This is a genomic window from Nitrospina gracilis 3/211 (assembly GCF_000341545.2).
Taxonomy (GTDB): domain Bacteria; phylum Nitrospinota; class Nitrospinia; order Nitrospinales; family Nitrospinaceae; genus Nitrospina; species Nitrospina gracilis.
This window is the reverse complement of the sequence record NZ_HG422173.1, coordinates 1,070,391-1,087,948: the sequence shown is the minus strand read 5'-3', so window position 1 is coordinate 1,087,948 and position 17,558 is coordinate 1,070,391. Positions and strand designations below refer to the sequence as shown.

Genomic DNA, 17,558 nt, shown 5'->3' with positions numbered 1-17,558 from the left:
CCTTTTAAATTCAAACCACGATGAGATTGGCGTGAGCGACGGCGAGCTTTTTCTTGCCCGCGCCTTTGAAGAACACCACCACCTTCATGTCGCCGTCACTGCCTTCACGATTGACCACGACCCCGGAGCCGAACTTGGGATGCAGGACTTTCGTGCCGACGGCGAAGCCGGTATCGGTCGCGGGCGGCGGTGCGCCCGCGGGGAGCGACCACTCGTCGCCGCCGCTTTTTGAGGCGTAGGATGGAGAATAGGAAGAAGAGGCGGTCATCGAAGGTGCACTCGATTCCATCGTCATCACTTCACGAGGAATGGCGTTGATGAAATCGGAGGGCTGGTAGGTGAAGGTGCTTCCGTAAATGCGCCGCCGGCGTGCGTTGCTGACCATCAGCCTCTTGCGCGCGCGGGTGAAGCCGACGTAACACAACCGCCGCTCCTCCTCATACTCGTCGTTGCTCGACAGCGAACTGGCGTGCGGCAGGAGTCCGTTCTCGAAACCGATGATGCACACCGAGTCGAACTCCAGTCCCTTGCAAGTGTGAAGCGTCATCAATGCCAAGACGCCGCGGCTGTCATCCAGGTTATCAAGATCGGCAACGAGGGTTGTCGTATCGAGAAACTCCCTCAGCGAGCCTTTGCGGTCGATGTCCACGAACTGCTCGACAGCGGAATACAACTCGTTCAGGTTTTCCAGACGGCTTTTTGCTTCCTGCGTGTTCTCTTTCTGCAGGGCAGTGAGGTAGCCCGTTTTCTCGAACACCTCTTTCAGCAGATCCACCGCCGAACTGTCCTCCGCCACCTGGTGGAAGCGGTCCATCATGGCGACGAACTGCGCAATCTTTTTTGCCGGACCTGCTCCCACGATCTCCGCCGCCCGGCGCAGTCCCTCCAACAAATTCAGGTGATGTTCGCCGCAAAACGCTTCGATCTTGTCCACGGAGGTTTTGCCGATGCCGCGCACCGGCGTGTTGACGATGCGTTTGAGCGATACCGAATCGTTGGGATTCAGGATCACGCGCAGGTAACTCAGGATATCCTTGATCTCCTTGCGTTCGTAAAACTTGAGGCCGCCGATCACCTGGTAGGTCACACCCAGGTGACGTAGCTGATCCTCCAGCACCCGCGACTGCGCGTTGGTGCGGTACAGGATTGCGATGTCGTTGAGCGACGCTCCGTCCTGCACCCATTGATGGATGCGTTCGCACACGGCGCGGGCTTCGTCGATTTCGTCCTCGGCGCGGTAATACAAAATGGGTTCGCCCGACTCGTTGCGCGTCCACAAATTTTTCTCGCGGCGCGCCGCGTTCTGTCGCACCACGGCCCCGGCGGCGTTCAGGATGGTCTGCGTCGAGCGGTAGTTTTCCTCCAGCTTGATGACGGTGGTGCCGGGAAAATCTTTTTCGAAGTGCAGGAGGTTTTCGAGATTCGCGCCGCGCCAGCGGTAGATGCTCTGGTCGTCGTCGCCCACCACGCATACGTTGTGATGCGCCCGCGACAGCAGTTGAATGAGATGGTATTGCGTGAGGTTGGTGTCCTGAAACTCATCAACGAGAATGTAACGGAACCGGTCGTTGTAATGATCGCACAGCTCTTTGTTCGTCTTGAACAGTTTCACCGTCATCATCAGCAGGTCGTCGAAATCAAGCGCGTTGTTTTCCTTGAGCGCGTTCTGGTAGTGCGGGTACACGTGCGCCGCTTTCAGCTTGTGGCCGTACGGCAGGGCGTCGAGCTTGATGTGCTCCGGCAGTTGGTAATCGTTTTTGAATCCGCTGATGTGGTTCAGGATGGTTTTGGGCGGAAACGCCTCTTCATTCACCTGCGCCGCCTTCATGCATTTTTTGACCAGCGACAACTGGTCCTGCGCGTCGTAGATGACGAAGTCTTTCGTGTAGCCTGAAAACTCCATGTGCTGGCGCAGAAGGCGCAGGCACAGCGAATGGAAGGTGCTGATCCATGGCGCGCGGCCGCCTTCGCCCATCTGCCCCAGCACGCGCTCGCGCATCTCCCCCGCCGCCTTGTTGGTGAAGGTGATGGCGAGGATGTTCTCCGGCGCGATGCCTTTGTCGCGGATCATGTGCAGGATGCGGAACGTGATGGCGCGGGTCTTGCCCGACCCGGCGCCCGCGACCAGCATGAGCGGACCTTCCGTGTGCCGGACGGCCTGCAGTTGTTGCGGATTGAGTTCGTTGGTATCCATGTAACCAAAAGGGCGGGAGAATCTGGAAGGGCGGGCGCCCGTCACGCTCCACGCATCATGCGCGCGTTCAGTGCGTCATGATGGTTTGAAAGTAATCGAAAGTGTAATCCTCGACCTTGAAAATGTCGATGGGTTTTTTCACGGCGTGGTCGGATTCAAAATGGATCTCTCCCGTCGCACCCTGAAACCGCGATTGTTCGATGTGCTGGCGCATGGATTCGGCATCGAGTTTCCCCGCCATCAGGGATTGCAGGATGATGGTCGTGGCGTCGTAATAACTGGCCGAGTACAAATTCGGTTGCAGGCCGTACTGCGTGGTGAAACGTTTGACGAAATCCCGCACGTGCGGTTTCGGCGATTTGAGCCGCCAGTTCATGGCGGAAGCGAAGGTGTTGCGCGCGGCTTCGCCTGCGATGTCGATCAAATCCTGGCTGTACACTCCGTCACCGCCCAGAAACGGCGCTTCCAGCCCGATGTCCCGCGCCTGTTTGAGGAGCAGTCCGCCTTCCGCCGGATACGTGAGGAAGAACACCGCGTGCGGGTCCAGGTCCTTCACCTTTTCCAATATTGCCGAAAAATCCGTCGTGCCCTTGATGATGCCGTGCACCCAGTCGACACTCCCTCCCAGCCTGGCGAACTCGCGGTGCACCACCTTCTGGAACTCGCGGCCGTAATCGTTATCGAGGTAAAGGATGACGCCCTGTCGGGCGCGCAGGATTTCATACGCAAACCGCGCCAGCGCCTTACCCTGGCGGTCGTCCGGCGTGACCAGTGTGAAGGCGTAATCGCCCGCCTTCCGGATCTTCGGCGTGGTGGCGCTTCCTGACATCAACACCACCCTGTTCTGCTGCACGATGGGCGACATGGCGAGGAACACGGGGGAAGTGAAGGGTCCGATGATGGCCTGCACGTGCTCTTCCTCGATCAACGCGCGCGTCACCTTTTTGCCCTGCTCGGGATCGGAGCGGTCGTCCACCATCACCATCTTCACCTTGAGACCCTTCCCGGCCAGGGCAGGGGCATGGGTCTTCAACGCAAGCTGGATGCCGCGTTCGGCGTCGATGCCCTGCGACGCGTTCTCGCCGCTCAAAGGCAGGACCGCGCCCAGCACAATGCGGGTTTCCCTGCTTTCAGCCGCGGCACTCTGTGGATAGAAAAAAGCGCCCAGCGCCCACAGCGCCAGCGCCCAAATCGAAAATCGGGAAAAATATTTCATGTCGGGTCACCTCAATACAAACAGAATATCACTGTTGAAAGAGGGAAATCCACAAGAGGAAACAGGGGTCAGGCGAGGTGTTCCCAGATGGCCCCGGCGAGGGCCTCGATGAACAGGGGCGAGGTGTTGAGGGATTCCGTGCGGAACAGGGAAAGACCCTTTTCTTCCGCGTATTTCTTGAACCCGATGTCGATATCGTAAAGGATTTCAATGTGATCACAGACAAACCCGACGGGGAAAATGAGCACCGCCTTGCCGCCCGCATCGGCGATCTTGTCGAGGATTTCTTCCACGCTCGGTTCCAGCCACGGACAGGGAATCATGCCCTGGCTCTGGTACGCCTGGTGCCACGGTTCCATCGGCACCTGCTGGCGGATGCCGTTCAGCGTTTTTTCGTATTCCTGCACGTAAGGGTCAATGCCCTCCTCCACGTACGCCGACGGAATGCTGTGCACGGTGAATACGGTGTGGAACGTGTCGTAACCCTTGGCTTTGAGGTCCGACTCCGCGGCGCGGAACCGTTCCACAAAGGCGTCGATCAAAGACGGCTGGTTCGGCCAGCTTTTGATGAACTGCACCGGGATACCGCCCGCGTCGCACGCGCCCAGCGCTTCGTTGAAGGAGTTGAGGTACCGTTCCGTGCTCCACTTGCTGAACTGCGGCGCCAGGCACAGGGCGATGAGGCGCTCCACACCGTCGTCCTTCGCCTTCTGCACGGCCTCTTCGATGAGCGGGTACCAGTTACGCATGCCGATGTACACGCGGAAGCGGTCGCCTTCCTGATTGAGGAACGTTTCCAGCGCCTCGGCCTGGGCCTTGGTGATCTGGAGCAGGGGCGAACTGCCTCCGATGGCCTCGTAGCGTTCGGTGATTTCGCGGATCACTTCCGTACTCGACGCGGTGCCCCCGCGGATGCGTTTCAGGTATTCGGGGATGTCGGCAACGCGCGTGGGCGCACCGTGCGCCAGCAGGATGACGCCCGTCTTCACATCTTGTGCGGTTGGGTTAACCATGCTGATACTCGTGCACCATGTCCACCACGGCTTTGACGTGATCGACCGGCGTGTGTTGCAGGATGCCGTGACCGAGGTTGAAGATGTGGCCCGGCCGCCCTTCGGCGCGTTTCAGGATATCGAGCACCTTTTCGCGGATCACCGGAATCGGCGCGAACAGGATGTTGGGGTCGAGGTTGCCCTGCACCGGCGTGTCCAGACCGATCTGTTTCCGCGCGTCGTCCAGGTGAATGCGCCAGTCGAAGCCCATGACGTCGCCGCCGGACTGCCGTACCAGCGGCAACATGGTCGAGGTGCCCGTGCTGAAATTGATCACCGGCACACCGCATTCTTTCAACCCGTCGAACACGCGTTTGGTGTGCGGCAGGATGTAGCGTTCGTAGTCGCCGGGATTGAGGCATCCCACCCAGCTGTCGAAAATCTGGAGAGCCTGCGCGCCCGCCTTCACCTGCATCTTCAGGTAATCGACCAGCACGTCCACCACCTTGTCCATGAGCCGGTTCCACGTCTCGGGCTCCTGATACATCATGAGTTTGGTGGTGGTGAATTCCTTCGACTTGCCGCCTTCCACCATGTAACTGCTGAGTGTGAACGGCGCGCCGCTGAACCCGATGAGCGGCAGTTTCCCCGCAATCTCCTTGCGCACCAGCTTGATCGCATCCCCGACATAACCCAACTGCTCCTCGCTGTTGACGGGCCTGAGGTTGTCCACATCCTTCCGCGTGCGCACCGGACGCGGGATGGACGGACCATCGCCCGCCGTGAACTCCAGCCCGGTGCCCATCGGCTCCAGCGGCAGAAGGATGTCGGCGAAAATGATGGCCGCATCGACGCCCAGAACGTCCAGAGGCTGGAGCGTGACCTCGGTGGCCAGCTCCGGCGTGCGGCACATTTCGAGAAAGGAATACTTGGCCTTGAGGTCGCGGTATTCCTTCATGTAGCGGCCCGCCTGGCGCATGAACCAGACCGGGGTGCAGTCCACCGGCTCGCCCCGGCAGGCCTTCAGAAAGCGGTATTCTCCGTTTTTGTCCATGGTGCTCCTGATTTTGGGGAAATGCTGATTATAGGCCGTTTCGTCCCAGATTATCAACGGGTTTTAGGCGCTCGATTTCGGTCTGAACGGCGGGGTCGGCCTCCTCCGACAAGGCACCCTGTACCGCCTGCCAGGCTTCCTCGCCCAGCAGTTCCCCCAGCGCCCACACGGCGTGCGCGCGGATCAGCGGTTCCGGATCGGAAAGCACTTCCATGAGCACGGGCACGGCCTGTGGGTCGCCGCTGTTCCCCAGGGCGACGGCCACATTGCGCAAGAGGCCGCGGCGCTTGATGCGTTTGACGGGGCTTTTGCGGAACCGCTCGCGAAACCCGTTTTCGTCGAGCCGCATCAGGTCGATCAGCAACCGCGTGCCGTCGCGCTCCTGGAATGCGGGTTCGCCGGTGGTGACGGCGTACGAGTTCCACGGGCACACGATCTGGCAGTCGTCGCATCCGTAGATGCGGTTGCCGATGGCCTTGCGGAATTCGAGCGGGATGACGCCCTTGAGTTCGATGGTCAGGTACGAAATGCACCGCCGCGCGTCGAGAACGTACGGCGCGACGATGGCGCGGGTGGGGCAGATGTCGATGCAGTTCGTGCAGGTGCCGCAGTGGTCGGTGGCGGGCTCGGAGAGCGGCAGAGCGACGTCGATCAAAATCTCGGACAGGAAGTAATACGATCCCAGTCCTTCCGTCAGCAGGTTCGAGTGCTTGCCGACCCACCCCAGCCCGGCCTTCTCGGCCAGCGCTTTTTCCAGCACCGGACCCGTGTCCACGTACGCCTTGCTGGTGCAGTCGGGAAACAGTTCCCATAAAAAATGTTCCAGCTTGTGCAGGCGCGGTTTGATGAGGTCGTGGTAATCGACGTTCCACGCGTAGTTGGAAATATCGCCCGTTTGGGGCTGATTTAAAAAGTCGAGGGATTTGGCCCGCGTGTGGTAATTGGTGCGCAGGCACAGGATGCTTTTCACGCCGGGCAGGATGAGCGCGGGATCAAGCCGTTTGGCTTCGCCGCGTTTCAGGTAGGCCATCTCACCATCGTGCCCGCGGTCGAGCCATTCCAGAAACCGTTTGCCGTCGTCGCCGACATCGGGCGGAGCCACCCCCAGCGCGTCGAATCCCAGCTCCCGCGCGCGGTCGCGCAGGGCGTTCATTTTTTCGGGGAGGGTTGCGGTGTGCATGCCGTTCAAACCGATTGCGGGGGTTGGGCGATTTTGCTATTCTCGGGATTCACCTTTGCTGTTCCCCTTTTCATCCCGGATACCCATGAAAAAAACCGGATACATCTATCATCCGCTGTTCCTGGAGCACGAAACCGGAAGCCACCCGGAAAACCCCGGCCGACTGCGCGCCATCACGCAAAAGCTGGAGGAGTCCGGCCTGGCCTCGCGCCTGCCCACGCTGGAGCCGCGCCCCGCCACGGCGGAGGAGATCGCGCTCAACCACCCGGAAAAGTATATGGATTCCGTCGCCCGCGCCTGCGAATCGGGCATGAGCCGCCTGGACATGGACACCGCCATCAGCACAAAGTCCTACGACTCGGCCCTGCTGGCGGCGGGAGCGGGGCTGACCGCGGTGGATGCGGTGGTGGACGGCGCCTGTGATAACGTGTTCTGCGCCGTGCGCCCGCCGGGCCACCACGCGGAGGAAACGCGGTCGATGGGATTCTGCCTGTTCAACAACGTCGCCGTCGCCGCCCGCTACGCGTTGGCGAAAAAGGACCTCAACCGCGTGTTCATCTTCGACTGGGACGTGCATCACGGCAACGGCACCCAGCATTCGTTTTACGCGGATCCTAACATTTATTATTCCAGCACTCATCAATTTCCTTTTTATCCGGGCACCGGCGACAAGGACGAAACGGGCACGGGCGACGGGCTCGGCACCACGCTCAATTTCCCCATGCGGGCGTTTTCCAATGATGCGGATTACATCTCGGTGGTGAAGGACAAGCTGGTCCCGGAGATGTTCCGCTTCAAGCCGGACCTCATCATCATCTCCTCCGGATTCGACGCGCACGAGGACGACCCACTGGCCAACGTGTCGCTCACCACGGAGTGTTTCGGCGAAATGACCCGGCTGATCCGCGGTGCGGCGGACGAAATCTGCCGGGGCCGCCTCATTTCCATGCTGGAGGGCGGATACAATTACGAGGCTCTGGCGGACTCGGTGTACATCCATCTGGAAAATTTGTTATCATAAAAGGAATCATTTCACTCACCCACATTCCTTTGACTTGAATCATGCTTCAACAATATTTGAGGCAATTCACCGATAAAGTCATCGACGCCCTGAACGTCGGCGCCATGGAAATGGTGAACCTGCGCCAGACCCTGCTCACGCCGGAGTTCGTGCTGATCGGCCTGATCGAGGCGCAGGATTCCCGCCTGAAGCGTTTCTTCGAAACCTATTATCCGGAAAACAAGGACCTCTCCCGTCAGCTCCTCGACCGCCTGTTCGAGACCGTCTCTGCGGAAAGTCCCGAGGAGATGCAACAGATCCAGCAGATCCACCTGTCCCAGGAAACCAACATCCTGTTCGAGGTGGCGCAGGAAGAGGCCAAGAAGTTCGGCGACCGCTACATCGGCGTCGGCACCATGTTCCTCGGCATGCTGGACTCCCGCGTCGGGCGCGTTGCCGATATCCTGCAGGAGTTCGGCTTCAAGTACGCCAAGGTCCACGAAGACCTGGAGATCATGCGCGGCGGCACCACCATCGACGAGCAGAACGCCGAAGGCAAGATGGACGTGCTCAGCCAGTACACGACCGATCTCACCGACCTCGCGCGGCGGGGCGAGCTCGATCCCGTCATCGGCCGCGAAAAGGAAATCGACCGGCTCATCCAGATACTGTCACGGCGCAACAAGAACAATCCCGTGCTCATCGGCGAGCCGGGCGTGGGCAAGACCGTCATTGTGGAAGGCCTGGCGCAGAAGATCGTGAAAGCGGAGGTGCCCAACAGCCTGCTCAACAAACGCGTCAAGATGCTGGAGCTGTCGGAGATCATCGCCGGCGCGAAGATGCGCGGTGAGTTCGAAGAACGCATGAAGGCGGTGAAGGACGAGATCGTGAGCGCCCATGGCAACGTCATTCTCTTCATCGACGAACTGCACACGCTGGTCAGCGCCGGCGCGGGTGCGGGCGGGGTGGATGCTTCCAACATTCTCAAGTCGGCGCTCTCCCGCGGTCTGCTCCAATGCATCGGAGCCGCCACACTGGACGATTACAAGAAATCCATCGAACAGGACAAGGCGCTGGAACGCCGCTTCCAGCCCGTCATGGTGTCGGAACCGTCGGTGGAGATGACCATCGAGATGCTGAAAGGCATCAAGGCGCGTTACGAGCGGCATCACTCGATCATTTACAGCGACAGCGCCGTCCGCGCCGCTGCCAAACTGTCGGAGAAACACATTTCCGACCGCGCCCTGCCGGACAAGGCGGTGGACCTGCTGGACGAGGCGGGGGCAAAAAAACACCTCGCCCTGATCTACGTGCCACCGGTCATCCAGAAGCTGGAAAAGGAGAAAAACGATCTGCTGAAAGCCCAGAAGGCGGCGTTCGACGAGCAGGATTTCCGCAAGGTGGCGGAACTGCGGCAGGAGGTCATCGAGATCGACCACAAACTCTCGGACGAAAAACAAAAATGGAACGATGAACTCAAGGACGTCGATCACTCGGTAACGGAAGAAGACATCGCCAACGTGGTGGCGACGTGGACCGGCATCCCGGTCAACAAGATCCGCGAAACGGAAACCGAAAAACTCAAGAACATGGAGGACAACCTGCACAAGCGTGTCATTGGCCAGCATCAGGCCATCGTCGCGCTCAGCAACGCCATCCGCCGGAACCGTGCGGGGCTCAAGGACAAGAACCGACCCATCGGGTCGTTCCTGTTTCTCGGTCCCACGGGAGTCGGCAAAACGGAGCTGGCCAAGGCGCTTGCCGAGTTCCTGCTCGACGACGAAAACCGCCTCATCCGCCTCGACATGTCCGAGTACATGGAAAAACACGCAGTGTCGAAAATCATCGGCTCGCCGCCGGGATACGTCGGTTACGACGAAGGCGGCCAGTTGACGGAAAAAGTACGCCGCCAGCCCTACTCCGTTATCCTGCTGGATGAACTGGAAAAAGCGCACCCGGACGTGTTCAACATCCTCCTGCAATTGCTCGACGACGGGCGCCTGACGGACGCCCAGGGCCGCGTCACCAGCTTCAAGAACGCGATCATCATCGGCACCTCCAATATCGGCACGCAGTTCATCACGGAAGGCAAAACCAAGGGCATCGGCTTCGCCACCATGGACGACCCTGACCGTGACTACAACCAGATTCGCTCGCTCGTTCTGAGCGAAGTGCAGAAGCTGTTCAAGCCGGAGTTCATCAACAGGCTGGACGATCTCATCGTGTTTCACAAGCTGGAACCGGAGCACGTGCGCGCCATCGCCGACCTCATGCTGAACAACCTCAACAAGCGTTTGCAGGAAAACGACATGAGCGTGAAAGTGACCGAACGCGTTAAAGGCCAGCTTGCAAAAGAAGGATTCAGCGACACCTATGGGGCACGCCCGTTGCGCCGTTTGATTGAAGACAAAATAGAAAACGCGATTTCCATGAAGATCATCAACGGCGAACTCACGCAGGGCCACACCATCCTTGTCGATTACGTGGACGACGAGTACGTATTCTCCGCGAAGGAAGCCGAGCCGGAGGCGGTACCCGCGTCATGACCATCTCTCACACGCAAAACGCGACGCCGGACAACCGCAAGCTTGTGGTGCTCGCCATCCTGGTCGGACTCGGGGTGGTCCTTCACCGGGTGGAGGCGATGCTCCCCCTGCCCTCGCCGTGGGTGAAACTCGGCCTCGCCAACGTCATCACCCTCGTCACACTGGTACGCTACGGGTTTTCGGAAGCGCTCACCGTCACAGTGCTTCGCATCTTTCTGGGCGGTATCTTTGGCGGCACGTTCCTCGGCCCTACTTTTTTTCTCAGCCTGACCGGTGGCCTCGCGGCAATGGCTGTCATGGGGCTCGTGCATCACCTTGGAAAGCGCTGGTTCAGCCTGATCGGCGTCAGCGTCTCCGCCGCCTACGCGCACACCACCACCATTTTCCTCTGCGTGTTCTTTTTCTTCATTCAACAGAAAACGTTCCTGCAACTGCTGCCCGTGTTCCTCACCTTTTCACTGCTCACCGGCATCCTGACCGGCATTCTCGCCAACCACGTGCTCGAACGCATGCGCGAGGAAAACGTCACCGTCCCCTGAGTTTGCCGCCCCAATTTAATTTAGACATCCTGGGCCTGATGCCTTACACTGGAACAGTTGACCCCAATGAATACCACGAGTTACACAGGCTGAGGCTCCGTGAAAATCTCTGTCGTCATTCCCGTTTACAACGAAAAAAACACCGTCCGCACCCTGATTGAGCGCGTGGAAGCCACGCCGTACGAGAAAGAAATCGTGCTTGTGGATGACTATTCCACTGACGGCACACGCGAGATTTTAAAGGAATACGAATCGAAGGAAGGGTTTCGGGTCGTCTACCATGACAAAAATCGGGGGAAGGGAGCGGCTTTACGTACGGGTTTCAAAAACCTGACCGGCGACGTGATCATCATTCAGGATGCCGACCTCGAGTACAACCCTTCGGAGTATGGGGTTCTGCTCGAACCCATTCTCGACGGACGTGCGGATGTCGTTTACGGGTCGCGGTTTTTGAGCGGACCCCACCGCGTGCTCTTTTTCTGGCACTACGTCGGCAATAAGGTGCTGACCACCCTGTCCAACATGTTCACCAACCTGAACCTGACGGACATGGAAACCTGTTACAAGGTGTTCACGAAGAAAGTACTGGACTCCATCACGCTCAAGTGCGACCGCTTCGGTTTCGAGCCGGAGTTCACCAGCAAGATCGCGCGCAAAAATTTCCGCATCTATGAAGTGCCCATTTCCTACAGCGGACGGGATTATTCGGAAGGCAAAAAGATCAACTGGAAAGACGGCGTCGCCGCCATCTGGTTCATCATCAAGTTCCGCCTGACGGATTGAGCCGGACGCGGGATCAATCGTAGCGGCAGATGGATCCGTTTTTGAGTCCTTCCTCAAACTGCCTGGTTTCGCGCCTGACCAGGTTGCTGAGAGCGAGAAGGGCGATCAGGTTGGGCACGGCCATGAGCGCGTTCATCGCATCGGCAAAGTTCCAGACAAGATCCAGCTTCACCACCGCCCCCACGAACACAACCGCGCACCAAACCGCGCGGTAGTACCAAACCCATTTCACACCGGCCAGGTACTCAAAGCATTTTTCACCGTAATAGCTCCATCCCAAGATCGTCGAGAAGGCAAAAGTGACGACACCCAGGGTCACAATCCACTGGCCCCACTGGCCGGGAAGCCCTGCGGAGAACGCCTGCATGGTGAGCGCCACACCGGTCTCGCCGGACGTCCACACCCGGGTGGTCGCCAGAACCAGTCCCGTAAGCGAGCACACGACGATGGTGTCGAGGAACGTTCCCGTCATCGACACCAGTGCCTGCTTGGCGGGTTGATTGGTCCTGGCCGCAGCGGCGGCGATCGGACCGCTTCCCAATCCGGATTCGTTGGAGAACAATCCACGTGCCACGCCAAACCGGATCGCCTGCGCCAGGGTCGCACCGGCAAATCCGCCGGAGGCGGCAGTGCCCGACAATGCATCTTCAAACAACATAGCCAGCCCGGACGGAACCTGTTCCCAGTTCCCAATCAGAATGAGCACCGATCCCCCGAAGTACAACACCACCATGACCGGAACGAAAAACGATACCACCTCTGCGATCCATTTGACTCCGCCGAAGATGACCAGTCCCGTGAGAACCATCAACACCCCGCCGACCAGCGTTCTGGATACCCCCGCCACGCCGACGATGGCCTCCGCCGTGGTGTTGGCCTGCACCATGTTTCCGATGCCGAACGCGGCGATGGCTCCCGCAAACGCGAACACCACACCCAGCCACCGCCAGCCCAGTCCTCCTTCCAGGTAATACATGGGACCGCCGGAGATTTCCCCGCGCGCGTTGGTGGTGCGAAATCTCACGGCGAGGAATCCTTCCGAATACTTGGTGGCCATCCCGAACAGCGCCGTGATCCACATCCACACCACCGCCCCAGGTCCGCCCAGGGCGACCGCTGTCGCCACGCCGGCGATGTTACCAACGCCGATGGTGGCGGAGAGCGCGATCATGAGTGCGCCGAAATGTGAAATGTCGCCCTCGCCCTTCCGCTCGCATGAAAACGTTAGGCGCAACGCGTACCCCAGCATGCGGAACTGGATGCCGCGCAGGCAGATGGTGAGCCAGATTCCGGTGCCGACAAGCAGGATCAGAAGCCACGGTCCCCAAAGGAATCCGCTCAGGCCGGCAAAGAATTCATTGATCGCGGTCATGCTGCCAGTCTAACGGGAGTGGATGTGAGATGGTTTAAAAGGAAGGAACGCATGAAATGAAATGGGGCGGGAAGATTGTTGCCGGTAACAGAGCCCCGCATCATGGTGGATGGTAATGAAAAGATTTACTTCTTTGCCGCTTCGGCTTTTGCCTTTGCTTCCGCTTCCGCTTTGTCCTGGTTTGATTTTTGAATCGCCTGATCGATTTTCTGAATCAGGTTTTGCGCCTGTTGGGATTCGGATTCGAAACGCGCATAAATATCATAAATCTTCCGCTTGGGGGTGCCGGTGTTCACCACCGTGTTTTCATCCTGGGAAATACTGCTTTTCAGAAATCCCCGGGCCTGCACCAGCAGGGAATTTTTGGCGTTGCCAAGCTTGTCCACCAGACCTTTTTTCACGGACAGATTGCCCTGGATGTCACCGTACATACGACGCCCGTTGGTGAAATTTTTCTGGACATCCTTATATTTACCGCCCAGCGGCACCATTCGATTCAATACCGACTTGACCTCATTCATCAACCGTTCCTGCTCTTCGGAGAGGCCAACCTGTTCCTTGTCCGTGGACCCGGTTGACTTGGAGGGGGCGGAGCCGCCACTGCCTTTTGAAGCCTGGTCCTCTCCAGTTTTGGATTGCGGTTTCTTGTCGGGAACGAATTTGGCCCGTGCTTTTCCACGATACTCGGGCGGCACACCACTCAAAAAATCCGAATAGTGCACCACACCCTGATCGTCGGTGTATACGTAGATGTAACGGGCTTCAGCGGGTGGAGCGAACGAGACCGCAAAAAAGATCGCCATAAGGAGGGCAGGCGTTCGGGCATGAAAATGTCGCATGATCGGCTCCGGTTGGGAGTTCATACAGGCCGCGACCAGGTGCCACGAGGCAATGCGGTCATCACAGAATTATACAACAACCTATTGATAAATTTGATATAATTTGCGGCAAATCGAACGGCCACCCGAATCCGGGCACGACATGACTCTAAGTCCCCTGCGTTACCACGACGACAATGTTTACGACCTCCGCAGCGAAGAACGTTTGGTCGGGTCTTACGTATACGACAAGGACCTGCGCGAAATGGCGCGTATCCGCGGTGTGCTGGCGGAACCGGACACACACCGCGTACGCTACATTGTATTCATCGAAGGCGGGTTCCTGTCCACACGCGGCAAAACCGTGATCTTTCCCATCGACCACCTGGCAACGATCGATTCCGCCAAAGTACAGGCCCAGTATACGCGCGAGGCCATTCAGCAGGCACCCACCCCGGAAGACATCGAGGCCCTGACGCGCGAAGAGGAACAGGTGATTCTGAGCTATTTCGATCTGGAACCCTACTGGGACGAGTCGGCGGAGGTGGATCAAATTGACACCGGCTCAGAGAGCTGAGCTTCCGCACCCCTCACACGCGTTGCAGGAGACGCTGTACCGCCTGCATCACTTCCTCCACCTGAATGTCCTCAATGCAGTACGGCTTATTATTGGGGGAAGGTTCGCATTCTTCAAAGAATCGGTGGCGGCAGGGGGAGCATGGAAATTTTTTGGTGACGATCTCTTTTTTCTCCGGAGCGATAACGGGATCGGTGGTGAGCACGTTACCGGGACCGAAAATCGCAACCACCGGCGTGCCCACCATGGCGGCGAGGTTCATGATGCCGCTGTCATTGGCTACCAGAAATCGACAGTTTTTGATCACACCCAGAACCTCGTGCAGAGGCAGTCCGGTCAACGCCACGCATTTTTCAGGTGGGCAAAGGGCGCGGACTTCATCGATCAGCCCCGCCTCAGCCTGACTTCCCAGAAAAACAAATTGCGCGTCCTGTTCTTGGGCCAACCTGCGGCACAGCTCGCCGAAACGTTCTGCGTGCCAGCGTTTTTCCGCCTTCGAGGCACCCGGTTGCACCGCCACCAGGCAGGGAGTATCACCGATTCCTTTTTCTGCCAGCATCGTCTTCTGACGAAACACGTCGTCATCGGTCAGTACCGATTCGAACGACCGCTCCAATGCCGGTGCCCCCAAAGTTTCCGCCAAGCGGTAATAATATTCAACCGCATGCATACTTCGTGAATCAATCGCATCCACCGGGTGTGTCAACAGGCACCCCCGCCATTCGGTACCATACCCTAAACGAAGGCGGGAACCGGACAGCCGCGACAACAAGGCGGTGCGGATGGCGTTGGGAAACAGGATGGAAAGGTCGAACCGGTACTTACGCAGGGTCCGCCCGAACTGCAAGGACGCCAATGCACCCTCGCTGGACCCGTAGGGAATGGGAAGAACGCTGTCGAATGCGGGATGGTGAATTAAAAAATCGTCGGCAGGACGGCGAGCGAGCGCTGTGAAGCGGGCCTCGGGAAACACTTTGCGGATTCCCTGCACTGCCGGGAGCGCGAACACCACGTCACCCAGCCAGTTTGGCATCCAAAGCGCGATGTGATGGATGTTTTCTTTTTCCCAATCGGTGGATCGCATGGTTTTATCATTTCAGGACTTCGGTAGCATTACCCGCAGCCCACCATCACCCATCAGGCGCGCACGCGTCGAATGGCGGCACCCAACCGGGACATTTTATCTTCCATGGTCTCATAGCCGCGGTCAATGTGATAAACGCGGGAGATCACCGTTTCCCCTTCCGCAGCCAGCCCCGCCAGCACGAGCGAGGCGCTGGCGCGCAGATCGGTGGCCATCACCGGAGCACCGCTCAACTTCTTGACTCCGGTGACGATGGCCGTATGCCCGTCGAGAAGGATATTGGCGCCCATCCGTTTCAATTCCGCCGCATGCAGGAACCGGTTTTCAAATACGGTTTCAGTAATGACACTCTGTCCTTCAGCAAGGGTCATCAAGGCCATGAACTGCGCCTGGATATCGGTGGCGAATCCGGGATACGGCTGCGTGATGATGTTCGTCGGCTGCAGGGACCCCGAACGGCGCACCCGCACCGAGTGGTCCCCTTCCGTCAACTCCACCCCGGCCTCTTTCATTTTGAGCAGAACCGGTTCCAGATGTTGCGGCAGGCAATGCGTCACCTCCACATCCCCGCCGGTGATTGCCGCCGCGACCATGTAGGTCGCCGCTTCAATGCGGTCCGGGAAGATGGCGCAATGAATCGGCTTCAACGACGAAACCCCCTGGATGACCAGCGTATCGGTGCCGCCACCCTCGATCTTCGCACCGCACCGGTTCAGCACATCCGCGAGGAAGGTCACCTCCGGTTCGCGCGCGACGTTTTCCAGAATGGTTTCGCCGTCCGCCAGCACCGCCGCCATCATCACGTTCATGGTCCCGGTGACCGTGGTCGAGTCGAAACAGAACCGCGCGCCTTTCAGTTTGTCGGCACGGCCCTTGATATATCCGCCTTCGATGCGGAGCTCCGCACCCAGGGCACGCAGGCCTTTGATATGCAGGTCGATGGGACGCGCGCCGATGGCGCAACCGCCGGGGAGCGACACCTCCGCCTTGCCGAGACGCGCCAGCAGGGGCCCCAATACCAGACACGATGCGCGCATGGTTTTCACCAGATCGTACGGCGCTTTGTGATTATGGATTTGCGCGGAGTCGAGCACAATCCGGTCACCTTCGAACGATTCCGTTTTACAACCCAGATCTTCCAGGAGTTTGACCAGTGTGAGCACATCGCGCACGCGTGGGATGTTGGTGATTTCGTTTTTGCCGCCGGTGAGGAGCGTGGCGGCGAGCGCAGGGAGCACGGCATTTTTGGCACCGCTGATGCGCACCGTCCCCTTGAGAGGGCGTCCGCCTTCGATGCAGATCTTATCCACGGACCGCTCTCCTTTTCGCCGACAGCACCCGTTCCGCGCCCGTGTAATCACTTGCCCGCTCGATAGCCTCGAAACCGTTGTTTTCGGCTACGAGCTGATTGACCCCCGGTCCCTGATCGTTTCCGAATTCCAGCAAAAGCGATCCGCCGGGACGAAGCAACATGGCCGCCAACGGAATGATTTTCCGGTATGCGTCCATGCCGTCGGGTCCCGCTACCAGGGCCTGCTTCGGCTCGTACTCGCGGATTTCCGGCGCAAGGGTCTCATAAGTTTCGTAATCGATATAAGGAGGATTGCTGAGGATGTAGTCGAACGGCGCGCCTTCCCAGAACTCGCGGTGGAAATCGCCCTGGACGAACTGAATCTGTGACAAAACATTATGAACCGACGCGTTGTGCCGCGCCAGGTCCAGCGCCCGGTCGGACAATTCCATCGCGGTAACGGTGGCGGTGGGACACTCTCTTGCGGCAACGATGGCAAGGATGCCTGATCCCGTACCCACGTCAAGGATGCGGGGGGCCTCCACGCCGTCGCGTTTGACCAGCGTGAGCAAATGTTCGATCAAACACTCCGTGTCCGGGCGGGGAATGAGCACATTCGGGTTCACGGTGAAATCCAGCGACCAGAATTCCTTGCGACCCAGCAGGTAGGCCACCGGCTCGCGCTGTTCGCGGCGCTCCAGCCAGGTGGTGAACGCCGTTCTCTCCACAGGAGTTACTTCCCGGCCCGCATCCGCCATCAACCCCGTACGCGTGGTGTGCATCGCTTCCGCAAGCAGGATCTCGGCATCGAGGCGGGGTGTATTCACGCCCGCCTCATGCAGGCGGTTTTCCGCATCATGCAGAATTTCGCCGACGGTTATGAGAGCGTCGGATTTCAGTATGGACATCGGG

The 17,558-nt window shown here is 58.9% G+C and carries 15 protein-coding genes; 5 read left to right on the top strand and 10 right to left on the bottom strand.

Translation table 11 applies throughout. From position 1 onward, the window contains the following. Positions 1-10: 10 nt before the first annotated feature. From TX82_RS05195 to queG, 5 genes are all read right to left on the bottom strand, one after another. A complete protein-coding gene (locus tag TX82_RS05195; protein ID WP_005007739.1) occupies positions 11-2,194 on the bottom strand; it encodes an ATP-dependent helicase in 2,184 nt (727 codons plus the stop codon). 67 nt (positions 2,195-2,261) lie between these two features. Continuing rightward, on the bottom strand, positions 2,262-3,410 hold the full coding sequence (locus TX82_RS05190) for an ABC transporter substrate-binding protein (protein WP_005007738.1): 1,149 nt from the start codon (positions 3,408-3,410) through the stop codon (positions 2,262-2,264). Between the two features lie 68 nt (positions 3,411-3,478). After that, on the bottom strand, positions 3,479-4,423 hold the full coding sequence (gene hemH / locus TX82_RS05185) for a ferrochelatase (protein WP_005007736.1): 945 nt from the start codon (positions 4,421-4,423) through the stop codon (positions 3,479-3,481). Beyond that, a complete protein-coding gene (gene hemE, locus TX82_RS05180; protein ID WP_005007734.1) occupies positions 4,416-5,456 on the bottom strand; it encodes a uroporphyrinogen decarboxylase in 1,041 nt (346 codons plus the stop codon). Before hemE ends, hemH begins: the two co-directional genes overlap by 8 nt. A gap of 28 nt (positions 5,457-5,484) precedes the next feature. Next, positions 5,485-6,636 carry a tRNA epoxyqueuosine(34) reductase QueG gene (gene queG, locus TX82_RS05175; protein WP_005007732.1) on the bottom strand — a complete coding sequence of 384 codons (1,152 nt, stop codon included), beginning with the start codon at positions 6,634-6,636 and terminating at the stop codon, positions 5,485-5,487. A gap of 85 nt (positions 6,637-6,721) precedes the next feature. Here queG and TX82_RS05170 point away from each other — a divergent pair, with 85 nt between their 5' ends. The 4 genes from TX82_RS05170 (at position 6,722) to TX82_RS05155 (ending at position 11,504) form a co-directional block, all read left to right on the top strand. Further along, entirely contained in the window at positions 6,722-7,657 is a 936-nt protein-coding gene (locus TX82_RS05170) for a histone deacetylase family protein (RefSeq protein WP_005007730.1), read from the top strand. Positions 7,658-7,698: 41 nt separating this feature from the next. Then, on the top strand, positions 7,699-10,182 hold the full coding sequence (locus TX82_RS05165) for an ATP-dependent Clp protease ATP-binding subunit (RefSeq protein ID WP_005007728.1): 2,484 nt from the start codon (positions 7,699-7,701) through the stop codon (positions 10,180-10,182). Beyond that, on the top strand, positions 10,179-10,721 hold the full coding sequence (locus tag TX82_RS05160; RefSeq protein WP_005007724.1) for a Gx transporter family protein: 543 nt from the start codon (positions 10,179-10,181) through the stop codon (positions 10,719-10,721). Before TX82_RS05165 ends, TX82_RS05160 begins: the two co-directional genes overlap by 4 nt. Positions 10,722-10,820: 99 nt before the next feature. Continuing rightward, entirely contained in the window at positions 10,821-11,504 is a 684-nt protein-coding gene (locus TX82_RS05155) for a glycosyltransferase family 2 protein (RefSeq protein ID WP_005007721.1), read from the top strand. Positions 11,505-11,517: 13 nt separating this feature from the next. Here the strand turns inward: TX82_RS05155 and TX82_RS05150 are convergent, their stop codons facing one another. Both TX82_RS05150 and TX82_RS05145 read right to left on the bottom strand, forming a co-directional pair. Then, the gene (locus TX82_RS05150) at positions 11,518-12,876 is read right to left on the bottom strand and encodes an alanine/glycine:cation symporter family protein (RefSeq protein ID WP_005007719.1); all 1,359 of its coding nucleotides are present in this window, start codon (positions 12,874-12,876) and stop codon (positions 11,518-11,520) included. Between the two features lie 125 nt (positions 12,877-13,001). Next, complete coding sequence (locus tag TX82_RS05145; protein ID WP_187291913.1) at positions 13,002-13,715, bottom strand: DUF4124 domain-containing protein; 714 nt, start codon at positions 13,713-13,715, stop codon at positions 13,002-13,004. Positions 13,716-13,857: 142 nt separating this feature from the next. On the opposite strand from TX82_RS05145, the gene TX82_RS05140 reads away from it, so the two are divergent. After that, complete coding sequence (locus tag TX82_RS05140; RefSeq protein ID WP_005007715.1) at positions 13,858-14,271, top strand: PRC-barrel domain-containing protein; 414 nt, start codon at positions 13,858-13,860, stop codon at positions 14,269-14,271. A 13-nt stretch (positions 14,272-14,284) separates the two neighbouring features. Here TX82_RS05140 and waaF read toward each other — a convergent pair whose 3' ends face one another. Genes waaF through prmC form a run of 3 tightly spaced genes read right to left on the bottom strand, consistent with a single transcriptional unit; the run spans position 14,285 to position 17,554 of the window. After that, positions 14,285-15,355, bottom strand: a complete 1,071-nt coding sequence (gene waaF / locus TX82_RS05135; RefSeq protein ID WP_005007714.1) for a lipopolysaccharide heptosyltransferase II — start codon at positions 15,353-15,355, stop codon at positions 14,285-14,287. Positions 15,356-15,408: 53 nt separating this feature from the next. Beyond that, the gene (murA, locus tag TX82_RS05130) at positions 15,409-16,665 is read right to left on the bottom strand and encodes a UDP-N-acetylglucosamine 1-carboxyvinyltransferase (protein ID WP_005007713.1); all 1,257 of its coding nucleotides are present in this window, start codon (positions 16,663-16,665) and stop codon (positions 15,409-15,411) included. Then, complete coding sequence (gene prmC / locus TX82_RS05125) at positions 16,658-17,554, bottom strand: peptide chain release factor N(5)-glutamine methyltransferase (RefSeq protein ID WP_005007711.1); 897 nt, start codon at positions 17,552-17,554, stop codon at positions 16,658-16,660. Before prmC ends, murA begins: the two co-directional genes overlap by 8 nt. Positions 17,555-17,558 lie beyond the last annotated feature (4 nt).

Excerpts from the sequence above, each read along its gene's own strand:
- TX82_RS05160 (WP_005007724.1), top strand. The coding sequence starts at position 10,179 with ATGACCATCTCTCACACGCAAAACGCGACGCCGGACAACCGCAAGCTT.
- TX82_RS05140 (WP_005007715.1), top strand. The coding sequence starts at position 13,858 with ATGACTCTAAGTCCCCTGCGTTACCACGACGACAATGTTTACGACCTC.
- hemH (WP_005007736.1), bottom strand. The coding sequence starts at position 4,423 with ATGGTTAACCCAACCGCACAAGATGTGAAGACGGGCGTCATCCTGCTG.
- TX82_RS05145 (WP_187291913.1), bottom strand. The coding sequence starts at position 13,715 with ATGCGACATTTTCATGCCCGAACGCCTGCCCTCCTTATGGCGATCTTT.
- TX82_RS05165 (WP_005007728.1), top strand. The coding sequence starts at position 7,699 with ATGCTTCAACAATATTTGAGGCAATTCACCGATAAAGTCATCGACGCC.
- TX82_RS05195 (WP_005007739.1), bottom strand. The coding sequence starts at position 2,194 with ATGGATACCAACGAACTCAATCCGCAACAACTGCAGGCCGTCCGGCAC.
- prmC (WP_005007711.1), bottom strand. The coding sequence starts at position 17,554 with ATGTCCATACTGAAATCCGACGCTCTCATAACCGTCGGCGAAATTCTG.
- queG (WP_005007732.1), bottom strand. The coding sequence starts at position 6,636 with ATGCACACCGCAACCCTCCCCGAAAAAATGAACGCCCTGCGCGACCGC.
- waaF (WP_005007714.1), bottom strand. The coding sequence starts at position 15,355 with ATGCGATCCACCGATTGGGAAAAAGAAAACATCCATCACATCGCGCTT.
- TX82_RS05150 (WP_005007719.1), bottom strand. The coding sequence starts at position 12,876 with ATGACCGCGATCAATGAATTCTTTGCCGGCCTGAGCGGATTCCTTTGG.
- hemE (WP_005007734.1), bottom strand. The coding sequence starts at position 5,456 with ATGGACAAAAACGGAGAATACCGCTTTCTGAAGGCCTGCCGGGGCGAG.
- TX82_RS05170 (WP_005007730.1), top strand. The coding sequence starts at position 6,722 with ATGAAAAAAACCGGATACATCTATCATCCGCTGTTCCTGGAGCACGAA.
- TX82_RS05190 (WP_005007738.1), bottom strand. The coding sequence starts at position 3,410 with ATGAAATATTTTTCCCGATTTTCGATTTGGGCGCTGGCGCTGTGGGCG.